Annotated in this window: 20 protein-coding genes; 13 read left to right on the top strand and 7 right to left on the bottom strand. The window is 60.0% G+C overall.

The window, feature by feature from the left end:
• Window positions 1–269 precede the first annotated feature (269 nt).
• From BLT98_RS16920 to BLT98_RS16870, 11 genes are all read left to right on the top strand, one after another.
• Window positions 270–1,040, top strand: a complete 771-nt coding sequence (locus tag BLT98_RS16920) for a ParA family protein (RefSeq protein ID WP_034752687.1) — start codon at window positions 270–272, stop codon at window positions 1,038–1,040.
• Window positions 1,041–1,104: 64 nt separating this feature from the next.
• Window positions 1,105–1,992 carry a ParB/RepB/Spo0J family partition protein gene (locus BLT98_RS16915; RefSeq protein WP_034783839.1) on the top strand — a complete coding sequence of 296 codons (888 nt, stop codon included), beginning with the start codon at window positions 1,105–1,107 and terminating at the stop codon, window positions 1,990–1,992.
• Window positions 1,993–2,262: 270 nt separating this feature from the next.
• Entirely contained in the window at window positions 2,263–2,631 is a 369-nt protein-coding gene (locus BLT98_RS16910) for an ATP synthase subunit I (protein WP_035823464.1), read from the top strand.
• Window positions 2,632–2,682: 51 nt separating this feature from the next.
• Complete coding sequence (gene atpB, locus BLT98_RS16905) at window positions 2,683–3,492, top strand: F0F1 ATP synthase subunit A (protein ID WP_046681851.1); 810 nt, start codon at window positions 2,683–2,685, stop codon at window positions 3,490–3,492.
• A gap of 59 nt (window positions 3,493–3,551) precedes the next feature.
• Window positions 3,552–3,830, top strand: a complete 279-nt coding sequence (gene atpE / locus BLT98_RS16900; protein ID WP_034752695.1) for a F0F1 ATP synthase subunit C — start codon at window positions 3,552–3,554, stop codon at window positions 3,828–3,830.
• A gap of 43 nt (window positions 3,831–3,873) precedes the next feature.
• Window positions 3,874–4,344 carry a F0F1 ATP synthase subunit B gene (locus tag BLT98_RS16895; RefSeq protein WP_034752697.1) on the top strand — a complete coding sequence of 157 codons (471 nt, stop codon included), beginning with the start codon at window positions 3,874–3,876 and terminating at the stop codon, window positions 4,342–4,344.
• Window positions 4,345–4,346: 2 nt separating this feature from the next.
• A complete protein-coding gene (locus tag BLT98_RS16890; protein WP_034783838.1) occupies window positions 4,347–4,892 on the top strand; it encodes a F0F1 ATP synthase subunit delta in 546 nt (181 codons plus the stop codon).
• A 78-nt stretch (window positions 4,893–4,970) separates the two neighbouring features.
• Window positions 4,971–6,512, top strand: coding sequence for a F0F1 ATP synthase subunit alpha (gene atpA, locus BLT98_RS16885; protein WP_034752701.1), 1,542 nt, complete (start codon window positions 4,971–4,973; stop codon window positions 6,510–6,512).
• Between the two features lie 62 nt (window positions 6,513–6,574).
• The gene (gene atpG, locus BLT98_RS16880) at window positions 6,575–7,450 is read left to right on the top strand and encodes a F0F1 ATP synthase subunit gamma (protein ID WP_034783836.1); all 876 of its coding nucleotides are present in this window, start codon (window positions 6,575–6,577) and stop codon (window positions 7,448–7,450) included.
• A gap of 29 nt (window positions 7,451–7,479) precedes the next feature.
• A complete protein-coding gene (atpD, locus tag BLT98_RS16875) occupies window positions 7,480–8,880 on the top strand; it encodes a F0F1 ATP synthase subunit beta (RefSeq protein WP_034752705.1) in 1,401 nt (466 codons plus the stop codon).
• Window positions 8,881–8,942: 62 nt separating this feature from the next.
• On the top strand, window positions 8,943–9,362 hold the full coding sequence (locus tag BLT98_RS16870) for a F0F1 ATP synthase subunit epsilon (RefSeq protein WP_034752707.1): 420 nt from the start codon (window positions 8,943–8,945) through the stop codon (window positions 9,360–9,362).
• 57 nt (window positions 9,363–9,419) lie between these two features.
• Here the strand turns inward: BLT98_RS16870 and rsgA are convergent, their stop codons facing one another.
• The 7 genes from rsgA to BLT98_RS16840 form a co-directional block, all read right to left on the bottom strand.
• The gene (rsgA, locus tag BLT98_RS16865; protein WP_092609596.1) at window positions 9,420–10,484 is read right to left on the bottom strand and encodes a ribosome small subunit-dependent GTPase A; all 1,065 of its coding nucleotides are present in this window, start codon (window positions 10,482–10,484) and stop codon (window positions 9,420–9,422) included.
• A 347-nt stretch (window positions 10,485–10,831) separates the two neighbouring features.
• On the bottom strand, window positions 10,832–11,386 hold the full coding sequence (locus BLT98_RS16860) for a hypothetical protein (RefSeq protein ID WP_070257823.1): 555 nt from the start codon (window positions 11,384–11,386) through the stop codon (window positions 10,832–10,834).
• A 64-nt stretch (window positions 11,387–11,450) separates the two neighbouring features.
• On the bottom strand, window positions 11,451–11,822 hold the full coding sequence (gene speD, locus BLT98_RS16855; protein ID WP_092609593.1) for an adenosylmethionine decarboxylase: 372 nt from the start codon (window positions 11,820–11,822) through the stop codon (window positions 11,451–11,453).
• Window positions 11,823–11,824: 2 nt separating this feature from the next.
• Complete coding sequence (locus tag BLT98_RS29225) at window positions 11,825–11,995, bottom strand: hypothetical protein (RefSeq protein WP_157814714.1); 171 nt, start codon at window positions 11,993–11,995, stop codon at window positions 11,825–11,827.
• Window positions 11,992–13,455: a DUF4178 domain-containing protein gene (locus BLT98_RS16850; RefSeq protein WP_092609590.1), complete on the bottom strand. Its 1,464-nt coding sequence runs from the start codon at window positions 13,453–13,455 to the stop codon at window positions 11,992–11,994. The genes BLT98_RS29225 and BLT98_RS16850 overlap by 4 nt, the downstream gene beginning before the upstream one ends.
• Before the next feature lie 10 nt (window positions 13,456–13,465).
• Window positions 13,466–14,512 (bottom strand): SPFH domain-containing protein, encoded by a 1,047-nt coding sequence (locus tag BLT98_RS16845; RefSeq protein ID WP_092609587.1) that lies wholly within the window; start codon window positions 14,510–14,512, stop codon window positions 13,466–13,468.
• 27 nt (window positions 14,513–14,539) lie between these two features.
• The gene (locus tag BLT98_RS16840; RefSeq protein WP_034783828.1) at window positions 14,540–14,926 is read right to left on the bottom strand and encodes a DUF350 domain-containing protein; all 387 of its coding nucleotides are present in this window, start codon (window positions 14,924–14,926) and stop codon (window positions 14,540–14,542) included.
• A gap of 59 nt (window positions 14,927–14,985) precedes the next feature.
• On the opposite strand from BLT98_RS16840, the gene BLT98_RS16835 reads away from it, so the two are divergent.
• Both BLT98_RS16835 and BLT98_RS16830 read left to right on the top strand, forming a co-directional pair.
• Window positions 14,986–16,497: a polyamine aminopropyltransferase gene (locus tag BLT98_RS16835; protein ID WP_034783827.1), complete on the top strand. Its 1,512-nt coding sequence runs from the start codon at window positions 14,986–14,988 to the stop codon at window positions 16,495–16,497.
• Window positions 16,497–18,128 (top strand): NAD(P)-binding protein, encoded by a 1,632-nt coding sequence (locus BLT98_RS16830; protein WP_092609584.1) that lies wholly within the window; start codon window positions 16,497–16,499, stop codon window positions 18,126–18,128. Before BLT98_RS16835 ends, BLT98_RS16830 begins: the two co-directional genes overlap by 1 nt.
• The last annotated feature ends 19 nt before the right edge of the window (window positions 18,129–18,147 follow it).

The raw sequence follows: 18,147 nt of genomic DNA, 5'->3' as shown, positions 1-18,147 counted from the left end.
AATCGTATAAACGATTTATATCGTATAAATGAAATAAACAGTATAAATCGTTTCGGCTAAGTGGGTCGTGGGAAATTATTGTGAAGTTATGACGAACAGAGCCGGATGCGCTGCAAGGCGCCCGTTGCGACGCAGTGCGGGCACTGCTAGCAGCGGGCAACGCCGCAGGGCGCCGGTTATGGAGGTCAGAAATCACAATAATTTATTGCGACCTACTTAGATGCCGGGGCGCACGATGAAGTTTGCATCTCTTTACAACTAGAAGATACATGGCCAAAATTTTTTGTGTAGCAAATCAAAAGGGTGGTGTTGGTAAAACCACAACAAGCGTCAACCTCTCCGCCGGTCTGGCCAAGTTGAACCAGCGCGTGCTGCTGGTCGACCTCGACCCGCAGGGCAATGCGACCATGGGCGCCGGCATTAACAAGGCCGGCCTGAAGGCATCGACGTATGAAGTCATGCTGGGCGAGTCCGATGTCAAGACGGCACGCCAGCGTTCGGAAGCGGGGCGCTTCGATGTCTTGCCGTCGAACCGCGAACTGGCCGGAGCCGAAGTGGAGATGGTCGAACTGGACAACCGCGAACGCCGCCTGAAGGATGCGCTGGCCGAAGTGGACGGCGAATACGACTTCATATTAGTAGATTGCCCACCGGCATTATCGATGCTGACCCTGAACGGCCTGTGCGCCGCGCATGGCGTGATCATCCCGATGCAGTGCGAGTACTACGCGCTGGAAGGCTTGTCCGACCTGGTCAACACCATCAAGAAGGTGCATGCCAACCTGAACCCGGACTTGAAGATCATTGGGCTCTTGCGCGTGATGTTCGATCCACGCATGACATTATCGCAACAAGTGTCGGCGCAACTGGAACAGCACTTCGGCGACAAGGTTTTCAATACCATCATCCCGCGCAATGTCCGCCTGGCCGAAGCGCCATCGTACGGCCTGCCCGGCGTGACCTTCGACCCCAGCTCGAAAGGTGCCCAGGCATATATCGCCTTCGGCGCCGAGATGGTCGAACGCATCAAACATATGTAAACAAGGGGCGAGCGTCTGCACGATTCGATGTAAGCGCTTACTCTGAAAACACGATTAGGACAGCATGGCTACGAAAAAATTAAAAGGACTGGGTCGCGGACTCGACGCTCTGTTGGGCGGCGGGGGGGGCGACTTTGCCAGTCCGGACACGCATCAACCGTCGAACTTGCCCGTGTCGCAAATGCAAGCCGGCAAATACCAGCCGCGCACGCGCATGGACGAGGGGGCCTTGAATGAACTGGCCGCCTCGATCAAGGCGCAAGGGCTGATGCAGCCTATCCTGGTGCGCCCGATCGGGCAAGACACCTTGAGCGGCTTGATCAAATATGAAATCATCGCTGGCGAACGCCGTTTCCGCGCCTCGCAACTGGCCGGCCTGACGGAAGTGCCGGTGCTGGTGCGCGATGTGGACGACCTGGCCGCCGCGGCCATGGCGCTGATCGAGAACATCCAGCGCGAAGACTTGAATCCCCTGGAAGAAGCGCAGGGCATCCACCGCCTGATCGCCGACTTCAGTTTTACGCATGAGCAAGCGGCCACTGCGCTGGGACGCTCGCGCAGCGCCGTGTCGAACCTGTTGCGTTTGATGAACCTGGCCGCTCCCGTGCAGACCATGCTGATGGCCGGCGATATCGACATGGGCCATGCGCGCGCGCTGCTGGCCGTCGATGCGGCCAGCCAGATCACCCTGGCCAACCAGGTCGTGGCCAAGCGCCTGTCGGTGCGCGAAACGGAAAAGCTCGTGACGCGCTCGGTCGAGGAAGCGGCCAACCCGGTCGAGCCGCGGCAGAAGGAAAAGTCCGGCGACATCGCGCGCCTGGAAGAAGAGCTGTCCGATGCGCTGGCCACGCCCGTAGTATTCAAGATGGGCAACAAGGGCCGTGGCCAATTGGTGATTGATTTTGCCGATCTTGACGTGCTCGATGGTTTGTTGACCCGCTTGCGTGGTTAAATAGCAAGCTGCAAAGACAGGGATCATGCGGGTGTGGACAATCCGGCCATGCTTTCCAGATGCACCACGTGATTCCTTGATAACACGGCTGGAAGCGGCCAGACAAGCGACTTTGCCATATAGTGGTGCAAATGGCGGCGAATAGTCGGTAAAGCGTCAGTTTCACGCAGCAATTGCCCTGCTGCGGTGCAGCAACGTTTGACTCTATAGATCAAAGCCAACTATAATCCCGTGTCTTTGCGTGTGTAGATTTTTCTGGGAACCTGGCAATTGAGTGATTCACAACAAAGTATTGCCAAACCAGTCTACAAAGTAGTTGCATTGCAGCTAGCAATCGCTATCAGCTTTGCCACGGTCACCCTGTTTTTCGGTGGCAATGTCAGAGGCTGGTCCGCCGCATACGGCGGCGCTATCGCAGTCATCGGTAGCCTGGTGTATGCCCTGCTGGTGGTTCGCGGTTCTAGCGACGCCAACAAGGCATTCCGGGCGCATTTGCGCGCAGAAGTGGTGAAAATATTTATCACAGCGGTGCTGTTTATATTGGCACTGGTGTTGTTTCAGTCGGCCGCCTGGTTATGGCTGATCTTGGGTTTCGCGGTGGCAACCTTAGCATACTGGTTTTCATTGCTCGCTGTTTAATCATTGGTTTTGGGGCCTGTTGTGCTCTGAAACGACAAATCTAAATTCATTATGACCACAGAACACGCTATTGAAGCGGGCCATGCTGCCCCGGCCAACGCCACAGAATACATCAGTCACCATCTGGCCCACCTGAGAAGTGCCGACGGCATGATCAATCTGGATACGTTCTGGATTTCGGCCATTCTGGGCTTTGTTTTCCTGGCTGTTTTCTATATGGCGTCGCGCCGCGCGACGGCTGGTGTCCCTGGCAAGTTGCAAAACTTCGTCGAAATGGTCATGGAAATCGTCAATGACACTATTAATGGGGCCTTCCACGCGAAAAGCAAGGTCATCGCGCCGCTGGCCATCACTATTTTTGTGTGGGTCTGGTTGCTCAACGCGATGGACTTCCTGCCGGTTGACCTGTTGCCGAAGATTCTGAGCTGGTTTGGCGTGCATAAACTGCGCGCCGTGCCGACCGCCGACGTCAACCACACCTTCGCCATGTCGCTGTCGGTCGTGCTGTGCGTGATCGCCTTCTCGATCAAGGCCAAGGGCCTGGGTGGCTGGATCAAGGAACTGTTCACGGCACCGTTCCATGCGAGCGGCCTGATCGGCACGATCGCCCTGGCACCTGTCAATTTCCTGCTGCAAATGGTAGAGCTGGTTGCAAAACTGATCTCCCTGTCGCTGCGACTGTTCGGCAATATGTATGCCGGCGAACTGATTTTCATCTTGATCGCGTTGTTGCCTTGGTGGGCACAGTGGGCGTTGGGTGGTCCATGGGCAATTTTCCATATCTTGATTGTAACTTTGCAAGCTTTTGTGTTTATGGCGTTGACGGTTGTGTATCTGAGCCTTGCGGTTGAGAAACATTAATCATTAACTTTATATTTTGTTTTTTTAGTATCTTTCGTTTTTAAATTTAGGAGAATTTTATGCAAGCTCTGATCGCACAAGTACAAAGCATGACCGTTCTGGCAGCAGCAATCATCATCGGCCTGGCCGCAATCGGCACCGCTCTGGGCTTCGCTATCTTGGGTGGCAAATTCCTGGAAGCTTCGGCACGTCAACCAGAACTGATGCCACAACTGCAAACCAAACTGTTCGTTATCGCTGGTCTGCTGGATGCTATCTCGATGATCGGCGTTGGTGTTGCTCTGCTGTACACGTTCGCTAACCCGTTCCTGTCCGCTCTGACGGCTGTTGCTCAGTAATTCGCTCCAACCCTAGGAGAAACTTTTAGTTAGGAGCAAAGGTATGGACATCAATATGTCGCTCATCGGCCAGATGATCACCTTCGCGGTGTTGGTCTGGTTCTCGATGAAGTTCGTATTTCCAGCGCTGAACAATGCGCTGGATGAGCGTGCCAAACGAATCGCGGATGGATTGGCTGCGGCCGATCAAGGTCAAGCTTCGATGGCTGTCGCTGAAAAGCGTGCGCAAGAGGCATTGAACAGTGCACGTGAAGAAGCGTCGCAACGCGTTGCGGACGCTGAAAAGCGCGCGCAGCTGGTTGCTGAAGAGATCAAGCAAAATGCACAAGCTGAAGCTGCGCGTATCATTGCGCAAGCCCAGTCGGACGCCGAACAGCAACTGTCGAAAGCACGCGAACAATTGCGCGCTCAGGTGGCTGACCTGGCTGTCAAGGGTGCCGAGCAGATCTTGAAGCGTGAAGTTAACGCTACGGCTCACGCCGAAATGTTGCAGCGTCTTGCTGTCGAGCTGTAATCATGGCAGAACTCGCAACCGTCGCCCGTCCCTACGCGGAAGCTTTGTTCCGCGTAGCCCAAGCTGGTAAGGAGTCAAGCAACCTCGCGGCGTGGTCCGAGCTGGTGTCCGAACTGGCACAGATCGGTAGCCACCCCGAGGTACAGGCGTACGCGCGCAATCCGAAAGTTTCGGAAAGCGACGTCGCCGCCACCATCCTGTCGTTGTTGAAATCGCCGCTCAATGAGGAAGTGAAAAACTTCGTCACGATGTTGATCGAAAATGGCCGCATCAGCCTGCTGCCGGAAATCGGCGCGCAATTCCATACGTTGAAAAACGGTCTGGAAGGTGCGGCTGACGCCGAGATCACGAGCGCTTTCGATCTGAGCGAAGGCCAAACGGCCGAGCTGGTCGCAACGCTGGAAAAGAAATTCAGTCGTAAGCTCAACCCTGCCGTCACAGTGGATCCATCGCTGCTCGGCGGCGTGCGCGTGGTCGTTGGCGACCAAGTGCTCGATACCTCGGTGCGCGCCAAGCTGCAGCAACTGCACGCTGCACTGGTGTCGTAAGACACGCGCTTCGGCAGGCCAGCTAAGACAGACCCTTACCCCTCGCGCAAGCTGAGAGAAACACTTTTAGGAGTTAGTATGCAACTCAACCCATCTGAAATCAGCGAGTTGATCAAGAGCCGGATCCAAGGTCTTGACGGCGGCGCTGAAGTGCGTAATCAAGGCACGGTTATTTCCGTCGCCGACGGTATCTGCCGCATCCACGGTTTGTCGGACGTGATGCAAGGCGAGATGCTGGAATTCCCAGGCAATACGTTTGGCCTGGCAATGAATCTGGAACGCGACTCCGTCGGTTCCGTGATTCTGGGTGCCTACGAGCACATCTCCGAAGGCGACACGGTGAAATGCACCGGCCGCATTCTGGAAGTGCCAGTCGGTCCTGAGCTGCTCGGCCGCGTTGTCAACGCGCTGGGTCAGCCAATCGACGGCAAAGGCGCCATCGAAACGAAACTGACGGCCGCGATTGAAAAAATCGCTCCGGGCGTGATCGCCCGCGAGTCCGTTTCGCAACCAATGCAAACCGGCCTGAAGTCGATCGATGCGATGGTTCCAGTTGGCCGCGGCCAGCGCGAACTGATCATCGGCGACCGTCAAACCGGCAAGTCGGCTGTGGCGATTGATGCGATCATCAATCAAAAAGGCCAGGGCATGAAATGTATCTACGTCGCGATTGGCCAAAAAGCCTCGTCGATCAAGAACATCGTGCGCTCGCTGGAACAGCACGGCGCGATGGAATACACCATCGTTGTCGCCGCTTCCGCTTCGGAATCGGCCGCCATGCAATACATCTCGCCGTACTCCGGTTGCGCCATGGGCGAATACTTCCGCGACCGCGGTGAAGATGCACTGATCGTCTACGATGATCTGTCCAAACAAGCTGTTGCATACCGTCAAATCTCGCTGCTGCTGCGCCGTCCACCAGGTCGCGAAGCGTACCCAGGCGACGTGTTCTACCTGCACAGCCGCCTGCTGGAACGCGCAGCACGCGTGAACGCCGACTACGTCGAGAAGTTCACCGACGGCGCCGTCAAAGGCAAGACCGGTTCCCTGACGGCGTTGCCGATCATTGAAACGCAAGCTGGCGACGTGTCCGCATTCGTTCCAACCAACGTGATTTCGATTACCGACGGTCAGATCTTCCTGGAAACCTCGCTGTTCAACGCCGGTATCCGTCCTGCCATTAACGCCGGTATTTCCGTATCGCGCGTCGGTGGCGCCGCCCAGACCAAGGTCATCAAAAACCTGTCCGGCGGTATCCGTACCGACTTGGCGCAGTACCGTGAACTGGCTGCGTTTGCGCAGTTCGCTTCGGACCTGGATGAATCGACCCGCAAGCAGCTGGACCGCGGCGCGCGCGTAACGGAATTGCTCAAGCAAGCCCAATACTCGCCACTGTCGATCTCGCTGATGGCCGTATCGCTGTTCTCGGTGAACAAAGGCTTCATGGACGACGTGCCAGTCAAGCAAGTGCTGTCGTTCGAAGCTGGTGTTCACGCTTACATGAAGACCAAGCAAGCTGCTCTGCTGGCCAAGATCGAAGAAACCAAGCAACTCGACAAAGACAGCGAAGCAACTCTGTCGGCGGCCATTGCTGATTTCAAGAAATCCGGCGCATATTAAGCGGCCAGGCGGCGCCCACTTCGAGTGAGGCGCCGCCCTACGCGCAGAAGGAGTAAGGACTCATGGCATCAAGCAAAGAGATACGAGGCAAGATCAAGAGCGTAGAGAATACGAAGAAGATCACCAAGGCGATGGAAATGGTCGCCGCGTCCAAAATGCGCAAGGCGCAAGACCGGATGCGGGCCGCTCGTCCCTACAGTGACAAGATTCGGAATATCGCCGCCAATCTGGCGACCGCCAATCCGGAATACACGCACCCGTTCCTGGCAGCTGCCCAGGGTACGCAAGCGAAGGCAGTGGGTTTCATCGTTGTCACGACCGACAAGGGTCTGTGCGGCGGCATGAACACCAACATCCTGCGCCAGGTGACGTCGAAGTCGCGCGAGCTGGAAGCAGCTGGCAACCGGGTTGAAGCAGTTGCCATCGGTAACAAGGGTTTGGGTTTTTTGAATCGCATCGGCGTCAAGATCATTGCGCACGCCATTCAAACCGGTGATACGCCCCACCTGGACAAACTGATCGGACCTGTCAAGGTCATGCTCGAAGAGTTCCAGGCAGGCAAGATCGATGCAGTGTACCTGTGCTACACCAAATTCATCAACACGATGAAACAGGAACCAGTCGTGGAGCAATTGCTGCCCCTGACGGCCGACAAGATGGTCGCCGACAAGGGTGCCCACTCGTGGGATTACATCTACGAGCCGGACGCGCAAAGCGTGATCGACGAATTGCTGGAGCGCTATGTAGAAGCGCTGGTGTACCAGGCAGTCGCGGAGAATCTGGCGTCCGAGCAATCGGCACGGATGGTCGCGATGAAAGCTGCAAGCGACAACGCGGGTAGTGTGATCGGCGAATTGAAGCTGATCTACAACAAGACCCGTCAAGCTGCGATTACCAAAGAACTCTCCGAAATCGTCGCCGGTGCGGCTGCGGTTTAAACGAATTTAACTATATTGAAGGAACGAACATGGCTGATGGCAAAATCGTTCAGTGTATCGGCGCTGTGGTGGACGTTGAGTTTCCCCGCAACGCGATGCCTAAGGTATTTGATGCCTTGAAGATGGCAGGCTCGGAACTGACCCTGGAAGTACAACAGCAGTTGGGCGACGGCATTGTCCGTACCATTGCACTCGGCTCGTCCGATGGCCTGCGTCGCGGCATGATGATTCAGAACACCGGCAAACCTATCATGGTGCCAGTCGGTAAAGCAACCCTGGGTCGCATCATGGACGTGCTGGGCAACCCGATCGACGAATGCGGCCCTGTGTCGCACGAGCAGATCGCGTCGATCCACCGCACCGCTCCTGCATACGACGAACTGTCGCCATCGCAAGAACTGCTGGAAACCGGCATCAAGGTGATCGACCTGGTGTGCCCGTTTGCAAAAGGCGGTAAAGTTGGTCTGTTCGGCGGCGCTGGCGTAGGCAAGACCGTCAACATGATGGAACTGATTAACAACATCGCCAAGGCGCACAGCGGCGTGTCCGTGTTCGCCGGCGTGGGTGAGCGTACCCGTGAAGGTAACGACTTCTACCACGAGATGGCTGACGCGAAAGTGGTCGATCTGGAAAACCCGGAGAACTCCAAAGTCGCGATGGTCTACGGTCAGATGAATGAACCGCCAGGTAACCGTCTGCGCGTCGCGCTGACCGGCCTGACGATCGCTGAATCGTTCCGTGATGAAGGCAAGGACGTTCTGTTCTTCGTCGACAACATCTACCGCTTCACGCTGGCTGGTACCGAAGTATCGGCACTGCTGGGCCGTATGCCGTCGGCTGTGGGTTACCAACCGACCCTGGCTGAAGAAATGGGCCGTCTGCAAGAGCGTATCACGTCGACCAAGACCGGTTCGATCACCTCGATCCAGGCCGTCTACGTTCCAGCCGATGATTACACCGATCCGTCGCCTGCTACCACGTTTGCTCACTTGGATTCGACCGTTGCGCTGTCGCGTGACATCGCTTCCCTGGGTATCTACCCAGCCGTGGACCCACTGGATTCGACCTCGCGTCAGCTGGATCCGTTGATCGTTGGTCAAGAGCACTATGACACCGCGCGTGCCGTGCAAACGACCCTGCAACGCTACAAGGAATTGCGCGACATTATCGCGATTCTGGGTATGGACGAGCTGGCACCGGAAGACAAACTGCTGGTCGCCCGCGCACGTAAGATGCAGCGTTTCCTGTCGCAGCCTTTCCACGTCGCTGAAGTCTTTACCGGCGCGCCTGGTAAATACGTTTCGCTCAAAGACACGATCAAGGGCTTCAAAATGATCGCTTCGGGCGAACTCGATCACCTGCCGGAACAAGCGTTCTACATGGTCGGCACGATCGAAGAAGCAATCGAAAAAGCCAAGAAACTTAACTAAGTTAAGTCTGGGCCTAACCCCGCCCCTTACACGGCGGGGTTCTTCAACCCGATAGGACACACATGGCACACACAATTCACGTTGACGTGGTTTCCGCTGAAGAACTGATTTTTTCAGGCGAAGCAGAATTCGTCGCGTTGCCGGGTGAACAGGGCGAGCTGGGTATCTACCCACGCCACACGCCTTTGATTACCCGCATCCGTCCGGGCGCGGTCCGCATCAAGGTAGTCGGCCAGGCTGAAGAAGAGTTCGTCTTCGTTGCCGGCGGCCTGCTGGAAGTGCAACCGGATACCGTGACCGTCCTGGCCGATACCGCGATCCGCGGTCACGACCTCGACGAAGCGAAAGCGCTGGAAGCGAAGAAGTTGGCGGAAGAAAATATCCACAACAAGGATTCGGGCATCGACTACGCGCAAGCGCAAGCCGAGCTGGCCAGCGCGATTGCGCAGCTGGCAGCGATCCAGAAGCTGCGCAAGATGTAATCCATCTGCGCCGCACAAGAAAGGCAGCCTGCGGGCTGCCTTTTTTTTCAGCAAAAATTAGCGGCGCTTGTCCTTTCCCCTTTCCAGCCCCGCCTTCAATATCGTCTTCCACTTGGCGCGCGCGGCAATGCGTTCGAGCGGCGTTTCCTCGCTGCGGCACGCGTCGCGCAGCAGCTTGTGATAATTACGCAGGCGGTCCCCATCGACGGCGCCGCGCACGGCGCAACCGGGCTCGCTGGCATGCTGGCAATCGCGGAACTGGCATGTCGCTGCCAGCGCCGCGATATCGTCGAACGTGGCAGCCAGCGTTTCCGCATCGGCGTCCGCGCGCCAGCTGCGCAAGCCCGGCGTGTCGATGATGCAGGCGCCGCTGGCGCACAGGTGCAGCGAGCGCGCCGTCGTCGTGTGCCGGCCACGGCCGTCGCCATGGCGCACGCCGTTGGTTGCCTGCTGCGCCGCAGCCAGGGTGTTGGTCAGGCTGGACTTGCCCGCGCCCGATGAACCGAGCAGTACCAGGGTCTGGCCGGCGTCCAGCCAGGGTTCCAGGATGGCCACGTCATACGCATGGCGCGTATCGATGGCAAACAGCGGCACGTGGGACGGCAGGCGCAGTTTGAGCTGCGCCAGTTTGCCCGGCACGTCATCGGCCACGTCGGCCTTGCTCAGCACCACCACGGGGCTGACCTGGGCCGCCAGCACGATGGCCAGATAGCGTTCCAGCCGGCGCGGGTTGAAGTCTTCGTCCAGTCCCATCACCAGCAGGGCCGTATCGACATTGCTGGCGAGCACTTGCCGCCGGCCGTCATTGCCGCGCCGGCCGATCTGCGTGACCGGGGATAAGTGCGCCGTTATCCACAGCATGCCGTAACCATCGTGTTCGGCGGCGACCCAGTCGCCAACGGCAAGGATGGTGTCTTGCGCCTGCAGCTCGTGCAGCAGGCGCGGCAGGACCTGCGCCCCGTGTTCCAGGATGCCGTCGTGCACGCCGATGCTGTCGCGGTGCACGGCGCTCACGCGTAGCAGCTGCGCGGCGGGGGAGGAGATGTCGAGTTGGGTGGCTGCGCTGGCGATGGCCTGCTGCAGCCCGATAAGGCGTAGTTGCGCAAAATCGAATGTGATCATGGTAGCGTGATTCCAGATTCTGTCGTCCGCGTGCGGACGTGAAGCCTGCGCGTGCAGGCACCGCCAGTCGCCATGACTGGCACGAAAGAAGGGGGAGGTCGGCTACGCGATCACGCGTATGGGGAAGGGCGTGCTAAGGGTGTTAGCGGGGAAAACAGTGATCAGGCAGCCGACAGCACGGCAGTATCCGAATGGCGCATGTTGTCTACTCCTGAGGTGTGATGGAAAACGCCAGTGTGCCAGCGGCGCGCGCCGCCGTCAATGGAAGGTGTGGCTCAGCTGCACATGCCGTAGGTCGGATTAGTCCGCAGGGCGTAATCCGACACATTGTTGGCGCGATTGTTGAATTAGCTGCACATACCGTAAGCGCTGCGCTCGGGGAAATAGCGGTAGGTAAACGTGCGCACCGGGTAGCGCTTGCCGGCGACGAGCATGTCGGGCATGGACAGGTCGAAACGCTGCGGCAGCTGGCGCGGCAGTTGCAGGCGCAGCCGCCACTGGGTTTCCTTGCTGTTGCCGACGGCGGCAAACATGATGGGCAGCTTTTCGATGACGTCGACGATTTCCGCCTTCTGGTTCATGCCGCGCTGGTAGATGGTCAGCACTTTCGCCTCGGCGAACGGCTGCTGTTTCGGCTCTTCCAGCAGGAAGGACAGGCGCGTGAAACTGGCTTGCGTGCCGACGGGTAAAGTAAAAATCAGTGCCAGCTCCGTGCCGCCTTCCTTCAGCGTGACGGGCGGCGTGGCATACACGCTGATACCGCGCGGCAGCTCGAAGCGCGAGCCCTCCGTCCACGTCTTGCACTCGGGCGTGGTGGCCTGGTACAGGCTGGGCGCCGTGTAGTCATCGCAGGCGGAAACCAGCAGCAGCAGGGGCAGGGCAAGGAGGGCAGAACGGCGCATGGGAGTCACGGTTGGGGGAATGAGCCGACAGTGTAAGCGATCCCCACGCGATCCACCAGCGACGCTAGGCTTGCCCAGGCGGCGCGCGCCGCACGGATTGCAGCTGGCAGTGCGCCGCCTGCAAGGCATCCTTGATGGCATCGAGCGCCAGTTGCGGCCGGGCCGCGCCGCACATGAAGATATCGACGGCGGCAAAGCTGCATTCCGGCCAGGTGTGGATGGAGATGTGCGATTCAGCCAGCAGCACCACGCCGGTGACGCCTTGGCCGGCGCCAAAGCTGTGGAAATGGCTGTGCAGCACCTGCGCGCCAGCCGTGATGGCAGCGTCGCGCAGCAGGCGTTCGAGCGCGGCGCCGTCGCGCAGGCGTGCCGGCGCGATGCCCGACAAATCGGCCAGCAAGTGGGTGCCCAGGGGCAGATGCGGTGTGGCTGCCATGCTTATTTGTGGCTGCCGCCGCTGGAGCCGCCGCCATAGCTGCCGCCGCCGCTGCCCGTGCGCGAACTCCAGCTGCTGCCGCTGCTGCTGCCGGCCACCTTGAACATGCGCACCCAGTTGGCGGCCGTGACACTGAAGGTCACCATCAGGGCATAGATCACGTATTTACTCATGGGGGATTCTTTGCATTCTTGTCGAGAAAAGCGGCAGGCAGGAACAGCGCCAGGCAGCCCAGCAAACTCCACATCAAGGTGCTGGAGAACGAGACAAACATGGGAATCGCATTCAAGACCAGCACGATGATGATGAAGACCTTGGCGATGCCGCGATGGCTCAACTGGATATTCTGCACTTTGTCGCCGCCATGGAAGGCGCTGCCGAACCAGGCGGCCATCTGGTCATAGGCGACGGGCACGGAGCGCGACCAGGTCATTTCCTCGCCGGTGAGCTCCGCCGCCAGCTTGGTCTGCCCCTGCTCGAATTCATACACGCGCGTGCTGTCGCCGACGGCCACTTTCCAGTTGAAGGCGCCCGCCGCATACACGACCTGCGAGCCGTAGTCATACAGTTTGCGGTAGGTGGCGCCATCGAGCGTGCAGGTATCGGCGTCCAGCGACGCCCAGTTGGGCCAGTTCGGCAGCACGTTCGAGCGCGACCAGCCATCGTCCGTCTCCACCAGCCAGAAGAAGCCGGCGCGCGCGTTGTACAGCAGGTATTCATTCCACTCGCTGCCTTCGTCGTCGGCGCGGCGCATCATGCCGATCACCGTGAAGTCCACATTGCTGATCTTCGCGCTGGCGCCCAGCTCCAGCGTGATGTCGGCGTTGTCGTGCACCTGCTTGCCGATGGCCAGCACCTGCGCTTCCGGGCCGCTGGCGTCGAGCTGCGCATGGCAGGCGGGACACACGAGCTGCGCCGCCGCGCCGGGGACATAGCCGATGCCGCTGCCGCAGGACGGGCAGTCGAGCGCATCGAGCTTGCCGCGGTACTTGCCGGCGCTCCTGGCGATGGCGTCGTCGTCGCGCAGCAGCTGGCACTGCAAGCCCTCCAGGGTGACGGCGACGCCCTGGTAGACGACCGGTTGCGGGCCATCCGTGTAGTCGAGCGTGACAAAGCTGGCGTAGTTGCGGAAGTCCGCCACCTGGATGCGCCAGCCGGCGCCCACCTTGAACGGCAATTCTCCCTGGCCGGCGATGCATTCGGCGCTGCGGATCTCTGCCGCCGTGTACGGTTCGCCGCAGATCGTGTAGCGCCTGCCCGGCGCCAGCTCGGCAAAGGCGGGCAGCGCGTCTTGCGTGCTGCGTACGCGCGTCAGCGTGTACAGGCCGGACGAGTCGCCCAGCCACGCCGTGCTGGCGTCGTCGAACAGCAGATACCACTCGTTCCACGTGCCGGCGCTGTAGCGCTGCTGGATGCGGCCGACGACGGTGAAGTGCACGCCATCGTGCACGCCGGCCGTGCCGATCTGGATCGGCGAATAGTCTTCCAGGACGGCCGACATCTTGCCCACGTCCTTGACGGAATCGGCGTCCTTGAGGATGGTGCTGTGGCAGTACTCGCACACGGCGAGCACGGAAGCGTGCGAGCGGAAGTGGACTTCCGCGCCGCAGCTGGGACAGGAAACAGTTTGCATGCAGTCGCGCTTAGCCGATCAGTTTTTTCAGCAGTTCAGCCTTGGCGCCGTCGTAGTCGGCCGGCGAGATGAGTCCCTTGTCGAGCAAGCCTTTGAGTTTTTCCAGGCGCGCCTCGATCGGTTCTTCCGCGGGGGCTGGTGGCGCCGCAGGCGGTGCGGCCGGGGCAGGCGCCGGCTGCTGCAGCGCTCCGCCCATGCTTTGCGCCATCACCTGGCCGATCGACAGCCCGGCGCCCAGTCCCGCGCCGATGCCGGCCATGCCGCCTTCGTTTTGCGCCGCCAGCGGGATCGCATTGGCGACCTGGAATTTCGTGTAGCCGCTCATCTTGTCGGCGCCAAGGCCGCCCTTCATGCCGGCCGAGATGCGCTCGTCCAGCGCCGCCTGCAATTCCTCGGGCAGGCTGATGCTGGCCACATTGAATTCATCGAGACCCACGCCATAGCGGGCGAATGCCTGCGCCAGGCCATCCTTGACCTCTTGCGCCATCAGCGCCTGGTTGGCCGCCATGTCGAGGAAGGGGACATTCGCGCCGCCCAGTGAGCTGGCCATGCTCGACATCAGAATGCCGCGCAATTGATCTTCCACTTCGTCGCGCGTATAGACTTCGCGCGTGCCGCTGATCTCGGTGAAGAAGGTGCGGGCGTCGGCGATGCGGTACGAGTACATGCCGAAGGCGCGCACGCGGATCATGTCGAAATCCTTGTCGCGGATGGTGATCGGCTGCGGCGTGCCCCATTTGCGGCCAGTCTGCACGCGCGTGCTGAAGTAATACACGTCCGACTTGAAGGGCGAATCGAACAGCTTGTCCCAGTTTTTCAGGTTGGTCAGCAACGGCAAGGTCTGCGTCGTCAGCTTGTGCGTGCCGGGACCGAAGACATCGGCGATCTTGCCTTCATTGACGAAGACGGCCACCTGCGATTCGCGCACATTCAGGATGGCGCCGTTCTGGATCTCGAAATCCTGCATGGGAAAACGCCAGGCCAGTACGCCTTCCGTTTCTTCGTTCCACTGCAGTACGTCGATAAACTGCTTCTTGATAAAGCTGCCGAGGCTCATGATGGTGTCCTTGAATGAGGTAAAACGTCAGGAAATGCAGGCGGCGTTGATGGCGCCGATCGACAGGGAAATGGCGGCCAGCAGGCCGCCGAAGGCGCTGTTGTTCGATTCGATCTGGTCTTTCGACATGCGCAGCAGGCGCGTGGTGACCACATAGGCGAGCAATTGCACCACCATGGCGCCAAAGGCCCAGGCGAAGAACTGCTGGTAGTCGGCCGTGTGCATCAGGGACGAGGCGATGGTGGCGGAAAAGCCCAGCATGGCGCCACCCAGCGACAGGGCCGCCGCCTGGTTGCCCTGGCGGATCAGCAGCACTTCGTTATACGGCGTGACGCGCGTGTAGATGATAAAAAATACAATCAGCAGCCCGGCGGCCAGTAAAAGATGGATCAGATAGTTTAGGATGGCGGGCACGGCATTCCTCACAATGAGTATTTGATAACGTCAACGCATATTAGAACAAAAAAAGTCCAATGAACAAAAAGATTCTGATTTTGTCCGTCTTCGTGGTCGCTTCCTGCGGCCTCGCGTATGAGCTGATTGCCGGCGCCATGTCCAGCTACCTGCTCGGCGACTCCATCCTGCAGTTTTCCACCATCATTGGCTGTTACCTGTTCGCGATGGGTGTGGGCGCTCACTTTTCCAAGTATGTAAAGGACGATGACGTGCTCTCGCGCTTCGTCGACATCGAACTGGCCGTGGGCTTGATCGGTGGCCTGTCGGCGGCCATCCTGTTCATGACCTTTTCGTGGATGGCCGCGCCATTTCGCACCTTATTGTATGTGATGGTGTTCCTGATCGGCGCACTGGTCGGCATGGAAGTGCCGCTGGTGATGCGCGCCCTGAACACGCGTCAGACGGAATTTTCTGAACTGGTCAGCCGCGTGCTGACCTTCGATTACCTGGGCGCGCTGGCCGTGTCCCTGCTGTTCCCGCTGGTGCTGTCGCCGTACCTGGGCCTGGTGCGCACGGGCTTCCTGTTCGGCATGCTCAATGTGGGCGTGGGCCTGTGGAGCATTTATGTATTCCGCGCTGAGCTGAAAAATCTCACAGGACGTTTGCTGCGCGCCTGTGCCGTGATGCTGTTGCTGATCGCCGGCTTTGCCATGTCGGACCGCATGGTGGCCTGGGGCGAACACGGCCTGTTCGGCGACCAGATCGTGTATTCCACTACCACGCCCTACCAGCGCCTGGTGATCACGCGCTGGAAGGACGATACGCGGCTGTACATCAATGGCAACCTGCAGTTTTCCTCGCGCGACGAGTACCGCTACCACGAAGCGCTGGTGCACCCCGTGCTGGAAGCCTTGCCGTGGGCGCGACGGGTGCTGGTGCTGGGTGGCGGCGATGGCCTGGCCCTGCGCGAAATCCTGCGTTATCCACAGATCGAACACGTCACCGTCGTCGACCTCGACCCTGCCATGACGGCCGCGTTTACCACGCGCCCGGAACTGGCAAAGCTGAATAACAATTCGTTCTCGGACAAGCGGGTTACCGTCGTCAATGCCGATGCCGCCGTCTGGCTGCGCAACAACGGCGACATGTTCGACGCGGCCATCGTCGATTTCCCCGACCCGTCCAGCTTCGCGCTTGGCAAACTGTACTCGGTGCCGTTCTACGACCTGGTGAAAAAGCACCTGGCGGCCAAGGGCCTGATGGTGGTGCAATCGACGTCGCCATTCTTTGCGCCGCACGCCTACTGGACCATCAATTCGACCCTGCGCGAAGTGGGCATGCGCACCTGGCCCTATCACGCCTACGTGCCCTCGTTCGGCGAATGGGGTTTTATCCTGGCCTCGCCCCAGCTCGACTACAAACCGCCCACCAGCTATCGTCTGCCGATGCGCTACCTGAATGCGGACACCACGCGCGAGATGTTCATCTTCCCGCCCGACATGCAGCCGCTGCCCATGGCGCCGAATCGCTTGAATACCCAGTCGCTCGTGCATGAATTCGAGCAGGACTGGAACCGGGTGATCCGCTGATGCAGCGCCGCTCCTTCATGCTGTGGGCCGCCGGCGGCACGGCAGCGGCAGCCGCTGGCATCGGCAGCATCGCCGCGTATCTGCGCTGGCAGGAAATCACGCCCAAGGTGCTGTATCCGGGCCGCAGCGAGGGGCATTACTTGCGCAAGCTGCTGCGCGAGCGCACGGCGCTGCCGGCGCCTTCGGCAACCGTCACCACGGATGTCGCCATCCTCGGCTCCGGCATCGCCGGCCTGACGGCGGCCTGGCGCTTGAATAAACTGGGGCACAAGGATTTCCTCATGATCGATGGGCCGCAGCCGTATGGCAACGCGGCCGGCGGGCAGTTCGGCGACCTGGCCTATCCGACCGGCGGCCATTACCTGCCGCTGCCTTCGCCCGAATCGACCCATGTGCGCGAGATCCTGTTCGATTTGGGGATCATCCAGCGCGATCCGCAGGCGGAAAAGCCGACTTATGACGAGCGCTACATCCTGCACGCGCCCGAGGAACGCCTGCTGTTCAACGGTCACTGGCAGGATGGCTTCATTCCCACCGAAGGCGTTTCCGCCGAAGAACTGGCGCAGCACGAGCGCTTCTTTGCCGACGTGCGGCGCCTGCGCCAGGCGCATGGCAACGATGGCAAGCGCGTCTTCGTTTTTCCTACCGTGGAGTCGTCGCAAGACCCGGCCTGGCAGGCGCTCGACACCATCACCTTGAAGCAGTGGATGGAGCGCGAAGGCTATACCTCGCCCACCCTGCACTGGTATTTGAATTACTGCTGCCGCGACGACTACGGCACGCGCTACGATCAGGTCTCGGCCTGGGCGGGCCTGCATTACTACTGCAGCCGCTGGGGACAGGCGGCCAATGCCGGCAATGGCGCGTGGTTGACCTGGCCGGGCGGCATGCAACCGGTCGCCACGGCCATGGAGCAGGCCTCAGGTGTCAAGCGTCATGCGGGCACGGTGGTTTCCGTGCGGACGACGGAGCAGGGCGTGGAAGCGCTGTGCCTGGAGCTGGTCGATGGCCAGCCGCGCACTTACCTGGTCAAGGCGCGCAAGGCCATCTGCGCCATGCCCTTGTATGTGGCGGCGCGCGTGGTGAACAACATCGCCGAGTATGGCTTTGACGCGCAGCGCGATACGCCCGCGTATGCGCCGTGGCTGGTGGCCAATTTCCTGCTCAAGCGCTTTCCCGACGAACTGCCGCATGCGCCGCTATGCTGGGACAACGTGGTGTACCAGGAACCGGGCCTCGGCTATGTCGTCTCCACGCACCAGGATATCCGCGTGCGTCCGCCCGAGAAAACCGTCTTCAGCGCCTACGTGGCCCTGTCCGACCGCACGCCGCAGGAAGCGCGCAAGTGGTTAGATGTGGCCACGCCGGAGGAATTGCTGGCGCTGGCCAGCGTCGATTTGAAGACGGCGTATGGACGCGATTTTGCCAGCTGCGTCGAACGGGTCGACATCACCGTGCGCGGCCACGCCATGGCCGCACCGTTGCCGGGATTTCGCAGCAATGCGGGCTTGAAGGCGCTGCGCGAACACGACGGCGCCATCCTGTTCGCGCATGCCGATCTGTCGGGCTTTTCCGTGTTCGAGGAAGCGGCGTGGTGGGGGGACAGGGCGGCGCGCCTGGCGGCTAAATAAAAAGGCCGGCGCGAACGCC

The organism is Janthinobacterium sp. YR213 (genome assembly GCF_900099875.1).
GTDB lineage: Bacteria > Pseudomonadota > Gammaproteobacteria > Burkholderiales > Burkholderiaceae_D > Janthinobacterium > Janthinobacterium lividum.
The sequence above is the reverse complement of the archived record's forward strand: the minus strand, read 5'-3'. Positions and strand labels throughout refer to the sequence as shown.

Bases quoted from the DNA above. Each gene is read 5' to 3' on its own strand.
- BLT98_RS16920 (WP_034752687.1), top strand. From the start codon at position 270: ATGGCCAAAATTTTTTGTGTAGCAAATCAAAAGGGTGGTGTTGGTAAA.
- BLT98_RS16915 (WP_034783839.1), top strand. From the start codon at position 1,105: ATGGCTACGAAAAAATTAAAAGGACTGGGTCGCGGACTCGACGCTCTG.
- atpB (WP_046681851.1), top strand. From the start codon at position 2,683: ATGACCACAGAACACGCTATTGAAGCGGGCCATGCTGCCCCGGCCAAC.
- atpE (WP_034752695.1), top strand. From the start codon at position 3,552: ATGCAAGCTCTGATCGCACAAGTACAAAGCATGACCGTTCTGGCAGCA.
- BLT98_RS16895 (WP_034752697.1), top strand. From the start codon at position 3,874: ATGGACATCAATATGTCGCTCATCGGCCAGATGATCACCTTCGCGGTG.
- BLT98_RS16890 (WP_034783838.1), top strand. From the start codon at position 4,347: ATGGCAGAACTCGCAACCGTCGCCCGTCCCTACGCGGAAGCTTTGTTC.
- atpA (WP_034752701.1), top strand. From the start codon at position 4,971: ATGCAACTCAACCCATCTGAAATCAGCGAGTTGATCAAGAGCCGGATC.
- atpG (WP_034783836.1), top strand. From the start codon at position 6,575: ATGGCATCAAGCAAAGAGATACGAGGCAAGATCAAGAGCGTAGAGAAT.
- atpD (WP_034752705.1), top strand. From the start codon at position 7,480: ATGGCTGATGGCAAAATCGTTCAGTGTATCGGCGCTGTGGTGGACGTT.
- BLT98_RS16870 (WP_034752707.1), top strand. From the start codon at position 8,943: ATGGCACACACAATTCACGTTGACGTGGTTTCCGCTGAAGAACTGATT.
- rsgA (WP_092609596.1), bottom strand. From the start codon at position 10,484: ATGATCACATTCGATTTTGCGCAACTACGCCTTATCGGGCTGCAGCAG.
- BLT98_RS16860 (WP_070257823.1), bottom strand. From the start codon at position 11,386: ATGCGCCGTTCTGCCCTCCTTGCCCTGCCCCTGCTGCTGCTGGTTTCC.
- speD (WP_092609593.1), bottom strand. From the start codon at position 11,822: ATGGCAGCCACACCGCATCTGCCCCTGGGCACCCACTTGCTGGCCGAT.
- BLT98_RS29225 (WP_157814714.1), bottom strand. From the start codon at position 11,995: ATGAGTAAATACGTGATCTATGCCCTGATGGTGACCTTCAGTGTCACG.
- BLT98_RS16850 (WP_092609590.1), bottom strand. From the start codon at position 13,455: ATGCAAACTGTTTCCTGTCCCAGCTGCGGCGCGGAAGTCCACTTCCGC.
- BLT98_RS16845 (WP_092609587.1), bottom strand. From the start codon at position 14,512: ATGAGCCTCGGCAGCTTTATCAAGAAGCAGTTTATCGACGTACTGCAG.
- BLT98_RS16835 (WP_034783827.1), top strand. From the start codon at position 14,986: ATGAACAAAAAGATTCTGATTTTGTCCGTCTTCGTGGTCGCTTCCTGC.
- BLT98_RS16830 (WP_092609584.1), top strand. From the start codon at position 16,497: ATGCAGCGCCGCTCCTTCATGCTGTGGGCCGCCGGCGGCACGGCAGCG.